We start from the raw sequence: 13,511 nt of genomic DNA on the forward strand, positions 1-13,511 counted from the left end.
CGCGGCGTCTCTCGGACAGGCGCATCGCGCGACCCTCAGCGAGGCGGATGCCGCCGGGACCGGCCTCTCGAACGTCGTCGTCAAGGTGCAGCGACCCGGCATCGACGAGATCGTCGCGGTCGACCTGTCAGCCCTGCGCCGGGTGGCCCGCTGGGCGGCGCGCGTGCGTGTGGTGCGCGACCGCGTGGACGCTCCCGCACTCGTGGAGGAGTTCGCGCAGACCTGCCACGAGGAGATCGACTACTTGCACGAGGCTGCGAACGCCGAACGCTTCGCCGCTTGCTTCGCCGATGACCCGCGCGTCGCCGCGCCCGCGGTCGTCTGGGAGCGCACCACGCGCAAGGTGCTGACCCTCGAGGACGTCACGGCCATCAAGATCAACGATGTCGCAGCGCTGAGGGATGCCGGAATCGACCCCGCCGAGGTCGCCGCGGTGTTCGGGGACGTGATGCTCGACCAGGTGTTCACGCACTCGTTCGTGCATGCCGACCCGCACCCGGGGAACATCTTCGTGACGCCGGGCTCGGACCACTGGCGTCTCACGTTCATCGACTTCGGCATGATGGCCGAGGTTCCCGACGGCATCCGCGCAGGACTCCGCACCCTGGTGATCGCCGTCGCCTCGCGCGACAGCCACGGCCTGGTCACGGCCGCTCAGCAGATCGGCATCCTGCTGCCCTCGGCCCGCACCACCGAACTCGAGCGGGCGCTCACCGTGCTGTTCGCACGCTTCGGCGGCATGGGCTTCAACGAGCTGCGCGACGTCGACCCGCGCGAGCTGGCCGACTTCGGCACCGAGTTCGGCGAGACCATGCGGTCGCTGCCGGTGCAGTTCCCCGAGCGGATGCTGCTGCTTATCCGCGCCGTGTCGCTGACTTCCGGGCTGTGCAGCGCGCTGGATCCGACGTTCAACATCTGGGAGCCCGTCGAGCCGTACGCGGACCGGCTGGTCAAGGACCAGAGCGCCGGTCTGCTGACCGACCTCGGCAAGCAGACCGTGTCGAACATCGGCACGCTGTGGCGGTTGCCGGCGCGGGTGGATTCCACGCTCGACAGGCTGGATGCCGGCGCCCTGACCTTCGACGTCTCCAGCCTGGAGCACCGGCTCGACCGCATCATCCGCGTCGCGTACCGGGCGGTGTCGGCGGTGCTGTTCGGAGGCCTGCTGATCGGCGGCATCCTGCTGCTGGGTCCGGCCGCCCCGCTGGGAATCGTGTTGATGTGCGTCTCGGTCGTGCCGCTGCTGCACGCCGTGTTCGGGCGGCGCTGAGGGCGGCGTCAGGCAGTTGTACCCAGGCCCCGCGCGTCAGATCAGGCGTCTGAGCCTGGCCTGGGCGGCAGCATCCGACCGATTGTCGACCCCGAGTTTGCGGTACACCGATCGCACCTGCGTCTTCACGGTGTTCTTGGATACCGACAGCGACTGCGCCGTCTCGGCGACGGTCATCCCTTCCAGGAGGTGGTTGAGCACGACGCTCTCCCGCGGGGTGAGAGACACCGACGGCGAGGCACCGCTGGGGTAGCAGCGAAGTTCACGCAGTGCGGCGACGAGCTCCGGAGCAGAGGATGCCACCGCCAGTGCTTCGTCGTGCGGCACGGTCGCGAAGGGCAGCAGCAGACCATGCTGCTGTGCGAGGACGACTGCGGCGTTCCGGTGAGCTGCCGCCTGCGCGTCGTCACCGACGCGCTGCGTCGCGGTGGCAGCGAGAACCAAGAGCGCCAGATGCTCACGTGGGGACGGAGCCGCATTGAGCGCGGCGAGCGCTATGACACTGGCGCGCTCCGGTTCGCCCGCGAGGAGTTCGAGGTGCGCACGCGTCGATGACCAGCGCTGCGATCGCGCATGCGGGGCGTCGGCGAGCGCCGACCGTGCTTCCGCATACCGGCCCATCGACAGCAGAAGCCTCACCCGCAGGGTGATCACGGTGTGCACGGCGAACGGCCCGTGCGCCGAACGGCCGCGGGTGTGGGAGCCCGCGAGGCGCTCGAGCAGCAGGAGCGCTTCCGGTGCCCCCTTTCGTTCCCAGGCGATGAGAACGCGCGCCCGCAGGAGCAACGGCCACATCTCGGTGGTGGCGGCGTGCGAGTCCGTGCGGCTGAGGAAGCCTTCGGCGGTGTCGAGCTCGCCGCGTTCGATGTTGACGAGCGCGTGGGCGACCATGGCGGCGAACGCCGTGTACGTCGTGTCGAAGTGCACCGGGAGGCTCAGTAGGTCGTGCGCCGCGAGGGACGCCTCCGCCGCGCGGACGTCGCCGCGCAGCGCGCTGACCAGTGCGCGCATCCCCAGGACGCGCGCGCGTTCGATGTCGGGCCGGTTCGGCAGGGGGTCCGCTCCTGCTTCATCGAGCAGCTCGGCGGCCTCCTGCAGATGTCCGGCGAGCATGAGCGTGGTCGCCCCGTCGCGGATCAGCACCGAGCGCGCCTCATCGACCTCGCCCTCGGGGTCCGGCGTGTGGGCGATCATCCGCTCCAGCCGGCGCAGTCCCGTGCGCGCCAGCTCGTATCTGCCGAGCAGCCGCAGACTCGTCACCACCAGCGCCTGAAGCCAGATGTCGTCCAGCGTGCCGTTCCGCCGCATCAGATGCCGGCCTTCGGTGACAGCGAGCAGCGTGGTCAGCCCCTGGACGGCGCGCGCCCTGCGCCCGTTTGAGTAGTCGTCGAGTGCGACCATGAACCGCAGGATCGGGTAGTCGCGCTGTGCGCGGGGCGGGATGCCGACGGTCGACAGGGCTGTCCCTCCGACCCGTTGTGTGACGGAGAGCAGGTGGCGGCGGCTGATCCGCGCCGTCAGTTCCCAGTCCCCGGACTCGATCGCGTGCGCGAGCGCGACGCTCGTATCCTGTGCGAGGTGACGCACGGCGAGTTCGCGATGGGCGTCGCGTTTGCCCTGAGGGTCGGATGCCGCGAACTCGGCCCGCAGCGCGTCACGCGCGGCGGGCAGCAGTCGGAAGGTGCGCTGCGACGAGTCGTCCCAGAAGCCGAGCCCGGTGCGAGCGAGACGCTCCAGCAGCGGAGCCACGGGGGCCGCCGAGTCGAGACGGTCGATGTCATCGCGGTGCACGACGTCGGAGAGTGAGGCGACCAGCAACCCGTCGTATCCAGGGTCGGCGCGGACGGACTCGATGATCTGCGCGGCGAACGGCATCGCACCGTTGAGCCCACGATTCTGACTCGGGTCGAGCACGCTGCGCACGGCGGAGGGCCATCCGGCGGTGGAATCGTGGAGGCTCCGCGCCTCATCGCCGGTGAGCTCGATGCCGAGGCGCCGCGCCGATGCGGTGATCTCCTGCACGGTGAAGAGCAGGTCGGCAGAGGGGAACTGCACGATGTGGTCCGGGGCCAACGAGTCTCCGATCAGCTCCTGAGTGCTGTCCCGGGAGGCGATGACGATCTGGACGGAGTCCACCTGCGTGGCCAGCCGCAGCAGGTCGGCGATCACGGCCGGCTCCGGGCGCTGGGCGCCGGCGTCGACGACGATGACCAGCGGGCTCACGGCCTCGAGCTGTGCGGCCAGCAGTGCGGGGAGGAACGGCGTCCCCTCGCGCGGTTGACGCAGCGCATCCACGAGATCCTCGTGCATGGAGAGTCCGGCGGAGCGGAGCTGGTGCAGCGTCAGCGCCCAGAAGGCGATGCGGTCGACGACGGTCTCATCGAGGGGGATCCAGACCGCGCGGTTCGAGCTCGTCGCGGATCCGAGCCACCCGAGAAGTGCGCTGGTCTTGCCGTAGCCCGCCGGGGCGCTGATGATCCTGACGGGAGCCGAGTCGTTCGCCGCCATCCATTCGAGGAGAGCCCGGCGGACGATCTGCGTGGCGCTGATCGGCGGTGAACCCCAAGCCGGTCGGTGCAGAACTGGGAACTTCTCCGCCGTGGGATCACGGAACGGCGCCATCACGCATCACCCTCTCGTCTGATTTCCCAGGCGTAAGCCCGTCCCCCCCCACCGAGCATAGCGATGAGCCGGGTCGCACCGGCAAAGCCGCCGTGAGTCCGGAGTGAAGGGGGTGAAGGCCCGGGTGAAAACGATCGCACTCATCGAAACCGGCGCGAAGCGACTGTTTGACTGTGAGTTGGCTGTGCGTTTTCGCTCGGTCATCGTGATGCAGTCCGGGAAGGGAACCCATGTTCGGCAGGTCCTCACACGCGCACACCCGTCGGAACTCGATTGCGGCGTCTCTGGCTTCCCTGGCGGTCGTCGTCGCGTCTCTGGTGACCCCGGTGGCGGCGTCGGCGGCGGGGCCCGCTGCGCCGCTCGCGGTGCCAGGAGGGACCGCGACGGTGTCGACCAGCGTCGACTACGTCTCGGGCCTGGATCTGTCCACCCCGATCACGGAGCTGAAGGCGACCTACGGATCGACCGCGCCCACGCAGTACTTCGCGCTGAACATCGGATACACGTGCGGGTCGGCGAGTGACTGCACCGACGTCAGCATCGCCATCGCGCCGCAGCAGCTGGACAGCATCTACGGTCAGTACCGATTCGCCCGCTACAGTTCGAGCACGCTCCCCACGGGTGCCTCGATCAGCGGGTCCGCCGCCGCCGGATACGTCGTGCGCCTGGGTGACCTGGCGGCCGGCGCGACCGGGGCGTTCACCGTCGTGTACGTCTGGCAGGATCGCGGCCTGAGCGTGGCCCCGCAATCGTTCTTCCTGGATGGCGAGAAGATCCGGAACACGGTGACGATCGACGCGGCGAACGTGGGCGCCACCGCCACGGCGTTCGACGAGATCACCTGGCACATCGACACCATGGCTCCGCAGGTCTCGTTCGCCACGCAGGGTCTCGCTCGCGCGGGCGAGAACTACGACTACGTCCTGCGGATGGGGTCGGATTGCATGTGGTACCGCTCCACGGCGAACCACGGCGAGCCGTCCAAGCTCTGCGCCGCCTCCTACACGAACACGTTCCACCTGCCCGAGGGCGCTGAATACGTCGGCACCTCCCCGGACGGCACCTATGACGCGGCGGCACGCACCGTCACCTGGACCGCCAGCGGGCCGACGGCGGCCACCGGTTGGGGATCAGCGAACGGCTTCAGCATCGCCCGCACCGTGACCGTGAAGTTTCCGGAAGCGCTCTTCGCCGATCCGTGCACGGCATCCGTCACCGCATCGTTCGACGCCGACGTCGTCTATCTGGACGGTCAGCAGAAGCAGGCGCAGACCGAGGTCACGCACGAGGTCACCGCCTGCGCCCCATTCGCTCTCGCCACGCCCGTGGAGAAGACTGCGTCCAGGCAGCTCAACCCCAACATCGTCTGGGACAACGGCGCCGGCAACTCGTACGACATCCGCGTGGGGAACAAGGCGAACGTCCCCGGCGTCGCCGTCATCACCGATGACAAGATCGGCGCCGACCACATCCGCGCCTACGAGGTCAACGCCGTCGGCGCCCAGATCGCCTATGTCCTGGATGATGGCACCACGGGCACCGCGACGGAGAGATACGTCGCTCCGAGTGCACGCCGGATCGTCTCGGTCGTGGTGACCACGCCGGAGCTCGCAGGGCCGAACAAGGATCAGTCGGCGACGCCGCTCACCGAGTACTACACCATGAGGGTGAAGTACGTCACCGTCGGGAAGGCACCCGACGAGGGGTGGCCGCTCACGAACACCGCATCCGCTGTCATGACTTACCCGGGTACGACCCTCGCCGATTACGACGAGGGCTCCGACACCACGGACATGGTCATCACGCCGCGACCGGCGAACTTCAACAGTGCCATCTCCGCGGCCTCGTCGACCCCGGGCGACCCGGTCATCGGCACTCCCGTCAATTACACGGTCTACGGCGTGACGTCCTCGATGGAGCCCACCGACACCGTCGAGCCGCAGTACGTGTTCCTCGCCCCGGCGAACTGGGAGATCATCGCCGACTCGTGGAGCCTCGCCGCCGGAGCGCCCGACGGCGCGATCTTCGAACGCAAGACCGTCACGGTCTCCGGCGTCGAGCGCGATGCGCTCTACGTGCACTGGCCGGCGGGCACCGTGTGGGGTGTGAATGCGACCTGGCCGAAACTGAGCGTCCAGGCGACGCCGACCGCCGCTGCCACTCCCGGCAGTGTAGGAGTCGCAAACGGTCTCGTGGGCGACGCATCGCACTCCTTCCCCGGTTACGCCTCGACCTGGGGCGGCAACAACAACGGCCAGCGCTGGACAGACCAGGCGGACCTGGACGGGGACGGCATCACCACCGAGAACTTCGCATCGGCGAACGCATCGGCGATCCGAGTGGGCTCTGCGGCGGCGCTGGGCAGCACGAAGGAGATCTGCCTGCCCGATCCGGCGGCCGCCGACGGCTGCGACTGGGTCTCCGACTCCACGCAGGCTGCGCCGATCTCTCCCGTGGCGACGGACATCACCTACCGGGTGACCCTGCGCAACGACGGCAACTCGGCGCTGTCGTCCGTCGTCGCCTACGACGTGCTGCCCCACGTCGGTGACACCGGCGTCAGCAGTGGCAGCGCCTCGATTCCGCGCAACTCCGACTTCGCGGAGTCGGTGAGCACCGTCAGCAGCATCTCGCCGAGCGTGACGCTGGCCTATTCGGACTCCACCGATCCATGCCGTCCGCAGGTGTACGCGGGCGGTCCGACCGGCTGCACCGACGACTGGGACTCCTCGGCGGCCGACTCCGTCGCGATCCGCGCCGAGGTCGCCGGCGGGCTGTCCGCGGGCGAGTCCGTGTCCTTCGTCTACACGGCAAAAGTACTCGGCTCCCCCGCAGCCGGTGAGCAGGCGTGCAACTCGATCGCGACGAGCGCGAGCGGCGTGCCCGTCAGCGAGCCCAGCCCGGTCTGCGTCGTCGTCCAGGCCGCAGACCTCGCCGTCACCGCCGGCGACCCGGGGCAGCTTCAGCTCGGCCGCCCCGGAGTGCTGCCCTTCACCGTCAGCAACGAGTCCGGCACGGATGCCGAGACGACCGTGACGGTCGACATCCCGGCCGGGGTCCAGGTGACCGACCTCGCCGTCGGCGACTGGACCTGCACGGCAGGCACCGCCACCGCCCCGGTGGACGGGCCTGCAGTGCTCACCTGCACGTCCCCGACGATGCTGGCCGACGGCGACACCGTGCCGCTGAACGTTCCCGTGATCATCACCAGCACTGGCGGCGCGGTGACGGCGACGGCGGGTAGCGACCTGTTCGACCCGGTACCCGGCAACAACAGCGATTCGCTCGTGCCGACCGTCGCGGACGCCGCGACCACCGGGCTGACCGTCAGTAAGGACGACGGCCTTCCGGCCGTCGTCGCCGGGCAGCAGAGCACTTACACGATTCGCGTCGGCAATCAGCTCGTCGGCGAAGACATCAGCAACGTCGAGATCGTGGACACGCTGCCGGCCGGAGTCGCGTTCGTCTCGGCATCCGACGGCGGCACGCACGACGCGGGAGTCGTCACCTGGAACTTGTCGAGTCTCGCCGCTGCCGGCACCGCGGAGGTGACCGTCACCGTGCGCGTTCCTGACGACGCGACCGGCACGATGCTGACCAACGCGGTCAGCGCGACGGCCGCAGACCCGGCGTTCCCTGGCCTCACCCTCACCGGGTCGGCCAGCGACGTCGACCACCTCGACCGCATCTCGCTGACGAAGTCGGTGGCGATGCGCGCCCCCGGCGACGCGCTCGATCCGCGGTCGGGTGACGTCCTCGAGTACACGTTCGTCATCGCCAACATCGGCGGAGGCGAGCTGACGGACATCGTGCTCACGGACGCGAAGCCGGGACTCTCGGCCATCACCTTCCCCGATGGATGGCCCACCACCGAGGGAACCCTCAGTGCGGGTGAGAGCGTCACGGCGGTGGCGACGTACACGCTGATGTCGGCCGACATCGATGCGGGCATCACCTCGAACACGGCGAGCGTCGTCGGTCTGTCGGCCGGCGGGGAGCAGGCGCGCGCTGAGTCCGGTGTGGATCTGGACCTCCCCCAGACCGGGGGGATCGTGCTGACGAAGGACGCGCACCTCGACCTGTCCGACACGGTGCGGGCCGGCGATGAGGTCGACTACTCGTTCACGATCACGAACACCGGCAACGTCACGCTCCACGACGTGGACATCGCCGATCCGCTGCCCGGACTGTCGACGATCGCGTATGAGTGGCCGGGCGCGGCCGGTGTCCTCACCGCAGGCGCTCCGGCGACAGCCACGGCGACGTACACGCTGACCCAGGCGGATGTCGATGCGGGCAGAGTGTCGAACACGGCGACCGCGTCGGCGCGCGACGTCGATGACGCCGAGGTCACTTCGTCCGCGCAGGCGGAGGTCGTCATCCCGGCCGTCGCGACCGCGACGTTCACGAAGCAGGGTGAACTCGCCACGACCGGCGCCGATCCCGTGGCCGGTGACAAGGCGGAGTTCTCCTTCGAGATCGAGAACACCGGGAACGTGACGATCAACGCGATCGAGATCGTCGACCACCTCGCCGGCGTCTCAACGATCTCCTTCGATGACTGGCCGGCCGTTGCCGGACAACTCGCGCCCGGCGAGAAGATCGCCGCGACCGCGGGGTACAGCCTGACGCAGAAGGACATCGACGCGGGCGCGGTCAAGAACACGGCCACGCTCCTCGCGACCCCGGCGCGCGGCGACGCGGTGAGTGAAGACGCGGATGCCGTGGTGAAGCTCACGCAGGCGCCCGGGCTGAAGATCACGAAGGCGGCGGAACTGCTCGATGGCAACGGAGACGGCCAGGCCAACCCGGGCGAGCGGATCCGATACTCGTTCCAGCTCGAGAACACCGGAAACGTGACCCTCACGGATGTCACGGTCGATGACCCGATGGTCAGCGGCACGCCCGTCACGGCACAGCTGGCGCCGGGGCAGGTCGCCGTCGTGTTCGCCGCCGCGTACACCGTGACCTCGGCGGATGCCGCAGCGGGAAGCGTGCGAAACACGGCCACCGCCACCGCGACCGCACCGGGTGGAAAGGACGTCACTTCAGACCCGTCGTCGACGGTGACCAGCGCGAAGGCGCTCGGCGGACTCGCGACGACCGGTGGTGAACTCGGGCCGCTCATCGGTTGGGCTGCGGGAGTGCTCGTCGGCACGGGAGCTCTGCTGATGCTCCTGGCCATGCGCCGCAGAAAGCGCGCGCGGGCCTGATCTGTCCGGCCGGGCGCTGGGGCGCCCGGCCGGACAGCCTTCGCCGGATGCCGGCGAGGGGTCTCGACGAAGAACCTCTTGACACCGGCATCCGCCTCGCATAACGTACAACCAAATGGTTGTACAAGGTGAACTCAGCGAAGCGGAGATCGACCGTGTATTCCACGCACTGGCGACGTCGACCCGGCGCGACATACTGCGCCGGACCATCGAGCGCGAGCAGTCGGTCTCAGCCCTGGCCCGCGACTACGACATGTCGTTCGCCGCGGTGCAGAAGCACGTCTCCGTGCTCGAAGAGGCGCACCTCATCGTCAAGCGCGCCGAGGGACGCGAGCGGCTCGTCCGCGCCGATCCTGAGATGATCGCCCGCGCGCGGGTGCTCCTCGCCCGCTACGAAGAGCTGTGGCGTGCGCGCGTCGCCCGGCTCGACGATCTGCTGGCCGCGCCACCGGCATCCGACGCTTCGACGGGCTCAGCGACCCAAGCTGAGCCCCAGACTTCCGAACCCCAAGGAGACTGACATGCCCGTCATCGACATCAACGCCGACACCGAGAACCTCACCCTCACCGTCACGGCCGAGTTCGCCGCGCCGATCGAGCGCGTCTGGGCCGCCTACAGCGACCCGCGCCAGCTCGAGCGGTTCTGGGGTCCTCCCGGCTGGCCGGCCACATTCTTCACCTGGGATCACACCGTGGGTGGCCGAGCCGACTACGGCATGACCGGCCCGCACGGCGACAGCCATCGCGCGTACTGGGAGTTCCTCGAGATCGACGAGCCGCGCGCCTTCAGCGTGCTCGACGGTTTCAGCGACGAGCACGGCAACCCCAACCCGGGCATGCCCGCAATGCGCATGGACTTCACCTTCGCGTCAACTGAGGGCGGCACGCGCATGATCACCTCCAGCCGGTTCGACTCCATCGAGGCGCTGCAGACCGTGCTCGACATGGGCGTCGTCGAGGGCACCCGCATGGCGATGTCGCAGATCGACGCCGTGCTGCGCGACCTGCGCGAGTACGCCGAGGGCAAGGGCACCCAGGTCGAGTTGCTGGACGACACGCACGTGCGCATCACCCGGCTGGTGAACGGCCCGCGCGAACTGGTCTGGCGCGCCTACACCGAGCCCGACCTGATCCGGCAGTGGATGCTGGGCCCCGACGGCTGGGAGATGACGGAGTGCGAGGTCGGCCTTGCGGCCGGCGACCGCTACCGCACCTCGTGGGCCCCGGTCGGCGACACCGAGGGCGAGCCGTTCGGCTTCGAAGGCGAGATGCTCGTCGTCGACGCGCCCCGCCGGGCCGTGCAGTCGGAGCGGATGCAGGGCACAGACGGCCCCGACATCCTCGACGACGTGAACTTCTACGAGGAGGAAGGCGCCACCCTCATCACGGTCCTCATGGAGTTCCCCGACCTGGAGACCCGCGACGCGATCCTCGCCACCGGCATGGCAGATGGCATGGAGGAGTCGTACAAGCGCCTGGAGTCGACCGTGCTCGCCTGACCCTCAGCGCCACAACTCCGGAGAACCGGGGCCATTCAGCGTGGATGGCCCCGGTTCTGCTGTTTCCAGCGCGGATCTCCGGAGTTATGAACGGCGGAGGTCGGGCTCCAGCTGCTCAGTCGTCGCTGGAGCTCAGACCCCGATGCGCGGACAGCAGCGTGATCTCGGGATGCTGGTCGACCAGCATCCGCTCCGCCTGATCCAGCACCTCGTGCACGTGACCGGCGTGCGCGGCCACGACGGATATCCCGATGCGCGTTCGGCGATGCAGGTCCTGCGCGCCGACCTCGGCGGCGGCCGCCTCGGTGCGCCGGCTGAGGTCGGCGATGATCGGCCTGATCACGCCGCGCTTCTCCTTGAGGGAGCGCACGTCACCGAGCAGGATGTCGAACTCGACCCAGCCGATCCACATGCGGTCAGTCTGGCACCGTTCAGATCAGCCGGCGCAGCGCCTCCGCGAGCGAGACGCCCTGCGCCTCGGCGCGGTCACGCAGCCGGGCGTGCTCCGCGCCGGTCAGCGAGACGGTCAGGTCGATGGGATCGGGTATCGGCTGGTCGTCGAGTCCGTCGAGCAGATCGGATGCCTCGGCCCAGAGCTGCGCGGGAGTGGGGGTCTTCGGAACTGGAGCCTTCGACGCTTCGACGGGCTCAGCGACCCAGGACGGTTGGGTCTCCGATTCTTTCTGGGCCCCTGAGCTTGTCGAAGGGTCATGCTTCGCGACCCCCGCGTAGCCCGGCCCGCGCTTCGGCTCCTGCCTGTTCTTGTACGCCGTGGCGGCCGCATTGGCGCGCTCGTCGGCGGCCTCGTTCAGAGGATGCCCGGCATGCCCCTTCACCCAGGAGAACTCCACGTCGCGCCCCTGCATGGCCTCGTCGATGCTCTGCAGAAGATCGCGGTTCAGCACCGGAGCGCCGTCGGACTTGCGCCAGCCGCGCCGCTTCCACCCCGGCATCCACTTGGTCACCGAATCGATCACGTACCGGCTGTCGCAGTGGATCAGCAGCTTCTCGTCGGTGCCGGCGGTGGCGCGCAGCAGCTGCAGCACCGCCTGCAGCTCGCCCTGGTTGTTCGTGCCGTGCGGGGACCCGCCGGCGGCCCAGTGCTGGTCGTCGATGTACCAGGCCCAGCCGTTCGGGCCGGGATTCCCGAGAGCGGAGCCGTCTGCAGCGGCGGTGATCGTCATCCTTCCACCGTAGGGCGTCGGCCCGACACCACCCGACAGTCGGTATCGTCGAGGGGTGTCCGGGTTCGTCGCCAAAGCCGTGATCATCGCGATCGTGATCGCGCTGGTCATCGTGGTCGTCGCCCGGTTCTTCCGGCGCGTGACGCCCGCGAAGCAGGTCGGGAAGAGGCAGCGGATGCCTCTGCTGGTCGTGCTGGCAGGAGCCGTGCTGCTGATCGCCGGGGCTGTGCTCGGCGTGGTGACGTTCGCCGCCCGCTTCACCGCGGAGCTGCTGCCGGCGCGCATCGCCTCGGTCGTGGTGGTCCTGCTCGGACTGGGACTGATCCTCGCGTACCGCAACTGGTTTCTCGAGGTGCGAGCGGATGCCGTGCGCTTCCGCACCGTGCTCGGGCGGGAGAAGCACATCGCCTATCGGGACATCGCATCGTTCCGCATGGTGAGCTCAGGCCTGCGCACTCGCGTGCGCGTGCGCTCGAACGACGGCGTGAAGCTGTCCGTCGACACCGGCCGCTACGCCCTGGGCCCGCTCATCGAGGCCGGCCGCAGCGCAGCATCCTGATCAGTCGTCGGCGTCGGCCTCGTCGCCATCGGACACAGCGCCGGATGCCTCGGACTCGGCGCCCGGGATCGTGATCACGGTACTCGTCCCGCCCAGGCCCAGCCCCAGCAGATCGACCGGCGGAGCCTCGTCGAGGCGCTCGTTGGGGTTGGTCTCATCGAGCGGTTCGCCCGGCAGAGCCGCCCACGCGGCCGGATCCTGCTGCTTCTGCGAGAAGAGTCCCATGGCTCCATTGTCACCCCTGTTCGCTCCGAGGTGTCAGAAGTCCGCGATCACCAGCTTCTTCATCTCCAGCATCCGGTCGTAGGCACCAGGACGCTTCAGCAGCTCACCCATGTTCTCGGGCACCACCTGCCAGCTCACGCCGAAGCGGTCGACCAGCCAGCCGCACTGCTCGGCATCAGGGACGGCCGACAGCGCCTCCCACAGCCGGTCGATCTCGACCTGGTCCGTGCAGCACACCTCCAGTGAGACCCCGGGCGTGAAGCCGAACTCGTGCGCGACGTCGGAGTCCATGATCGAGAACCACTGCTCCCCGACGTGGAACTCGCCGAACATCACGCCGCCGGTCGGTCGCGGGATCACGGTGCCGAGTCCCGCATCATCGAACAGCGACGTGTAGAACTCGGCCGCCTCGCGGGCGCGACCCTCGACGTCGTTCGCGAACATGAGCTGCGGGATGACGAACGGACGCGGTTCGCCTTGGGGATTCGTCAGCATGAGCTGCCAGCTGACCCCGTACCGGTCCTGCACCCAGCCGTAGTGCGGGCTGAACGGGTACTCGCCGAGCTCCATCAGCGCGGTGCCGCCGTCGGACAGCGCCTCCCACGCGGCATCGAGCGCCACGCGCGCGGCCTCGGCCGAGCCGCTGAACAGCAGCGGGTCGAAGTTCAGGATGAGCGAGAGCGCCGGAGTCGGCCGGAACGTGTCGTCGGAGTTGATCAGCGTGAGGTGGAACCCGTCGACGTCGACGTCGACAACGAGCGGCCGACCCTCGAGCCCCTTCTGGAACTCCGGCACCTCCTGCGGATACCGCATGACGATGTTCGCCTTCGTCCTCGGCAGCGCCGCGGCATAGAACTCTCCGGCTTCGCCGGCATCGCGGTCGTACCACAGGTTGGGGACGATCTTCTGGGTCATGCGCTCGGCTCCTTCATGGCGTGC

The 13,511-nt window shown here is 69.0% G+C and carries 10 protein-coding genes; 5 read left to right on the top strand and 5 right to left on the bottom strand.

The features are described from left to right. The coding region (locus tag WA967_RS08550) for an ABC1 kinase family protein (RefSeq protein ID WP_424421218.1) at positions 1 to 1,270 on the top strand (1,270 nt) is incomplete at its 5' end. Positions 1,271 to 1,306: 36 nt separating this feature from the next. On the opposite strand, the gene WA967_RS08555 is transcribed toward WA967_RS08550, so the two are convergent. Continuing rightward, positions 1,307 to 3,778 (bottom strand): LuxR C-terminal-related transcriptional regulator, encoded by a 2,472-nt coding sequence (locus tag WA967_RS08555; RefSeq protein WP_424421220.1) that lies wholly within the window; start codon positions 3,776 to 3,778, stop codon positions 1,307 to 1,309. 344 nt (positions 3,779 to 4,122) lie between these two features. Between WA967_RS08555 and WA967_RS08560 the strand changes: the two genes are divergently transcribed. The 3 genes from WA967_RS08560 (at position 4,123) to WA967_RS08570 (ending at position 10,604) form a co-directional block, all read left to right on the top strand. Beyond that, positions 4,123 to 9,105, top strand: a complete 4,983-nt coding sequence (locus WA967_RS08560) for a DUF7507 domain-containing protein (RefSeq protein WP_424421223.1) — start codon at positions 4,123 to 4,125, stop codon at positions 9,103 to 9,105. A gap of 115 nt (positions 9,106 to 9,220) precedes the next feature. Next, positions 9,221 to 9,625, top strand: coding sequence for an ArsR/SmtB family transcription factor (locus WA967_RS08565; protein WP_424421225.1), 405 nt, complete (start codon positions 9,221 to 9,223; stop codon positions 9,623 to 9,625). A gap of 1 nt (position 9,626) precedes the next feature. Next, a complete protein-coding gene (locus WA967_RS08570) occupies positions 9,627 to 10,604 on the top strand; it encodes an SRPBCC family protein (protein ID WP_424421226.1) in 978 nt (325 codons plus the stop codon). A 115-nt stretch (positions 10,605 to 10,719) separates the two neighbouring features. On the opposite strand, the gene WA967_RS08575 is transcribed toward WA967_RS08570, so the two are convergent. Further along, positions 10,720 to 11,016 (bottom strand): DUF503 domain-containing protein, encoded by a 297-nt coding sequence (locus WA967_RS08575; protein WP_298863415.1) that lies wholly within the window; start codon positions 11,014 to 11,016, stop codon positions 10,720 to 10,722. 19 nt (positions 11,017 to 11,035) lie between these two features. After that, positions 11,036 to 11,788, bottom strand: coding sequence for a ribonuclease H family protein (locus WA967_RS08580; protein WP_424421229.1), 753 nt, complete (start codon positions 11,786 to 11,788; stop codon positions 11,036 to 11,038). Positions 11,789 to 11,843: 55 nt separating this feature from the next. On the opposite strand from WA967_RS08580, the gene WA967_RS08585 reads away from it, so the two are divergent. Further along, a complete protein-coding gene (locus tag WA967_RS08585) occupies positions 11,844 to 12,347 on the top strand; it encodes a hypothetical protein (protein WP_424421231.1) in 504 nt (167 codons plus the stop codon). Here the strand turns inward: WA967_RS08585 and WA967_RS08590 are convergent, their stop codons facing one another. Both WA967_RS08590 and WA967_RS08595 read right to left on the bottom strand, forming a co-directional pair. Next, positions 12,348 to 12,572 carry a hypothetical protein gene (locus WA967_RS08590; protein ID WP_424421233.1) on the bottom strand — a complete coding sequence of 75 codons (225 nt, stop codon included), beginning with the start codon at positions 12,570 to 12,572 and terminating at the stop codon, positions 12,348 to 12,350. 33 nt (positions 12,573 to 12,605) lie between these two features. Next, positions 12,606 to 13,487, bottom strand: a complete 882-nt coding sequence (locus WA967_RS08595; protein ID WP_424421236.1) for a VOC family protein — start codon at positions 13,485 to 13,487, stop codon at positions 12,606 to 12,608. Positions 13,488 to 13,511 lie beyond the last annotated feature (24 nt).

It is taken from the genome of Microbacterium sp., from assembly GCF_049650565.1.
Taxonomy (GTDB): Bacteria; Actinomycetota; Actinomycetes; order Actinomycetales; family Microbacteriaceae; genus Microbacterium.

Bases quoted from the DNA above. Each gene is read 5' to 3' on its own strand.
- WA967_RS08590 (WP_424421233.1), bottom strand. From the start codon at position 12,572: ATGGGACTCTTCTCGCAGAAGCAGCAGGATCCGGCCGCGTGGGCGGCT.
- WA967_RS08555 (WP_424421220.1), bottom strand. From the start codon at position 3,778: ATGGCGGCGAACGACTCGGCTCCCGTCAGGATCATCAGCGCCCCGGCG.
- WA967_RS08565 (WP_424421225.1), top strand. From the start codon at position 9,221: ATGGTTGTACAAGGTGAACTCAGCGAAGCGGAGATCGACCGTGTATTC.
- WA967_RS08570 (WP_424421226.1), top strand. From the start codon at position 9,627: ATGCCCGTCATCGACATCAACGCCGACACCGAGAACCTCACCCTCACC.
- WA967_RS08560 (WP_424421223.1), top strand. From the start codon at position 4,123: ATGTTCGGCAGGTCCTCACACGCGCACACCCGTCGGAACTCGATTGCG.
- WA967_RS08575 (WP_298863415.1), bottom strand. From the start codon at position 11,016: ATGTGGATCGGCTGGGTCGAGTTCGACATCCTGCTCGGTGACGTGCGC.
- WA967_RS08580 (WP_424421229.1), bottom strand. From the start codon at position 11,788: ATGACGATCACCGCCGCTGCAGACGGCTCCGCTCTCGGGAATCCCGGC.
- WA967_RS08595 (WP_424421236.1), bottom strand. From the start codon at position 13,487: ATGACCCAGAAGATCGTCCCCAACCTGTGGTACGACCGCGATGCCGGC.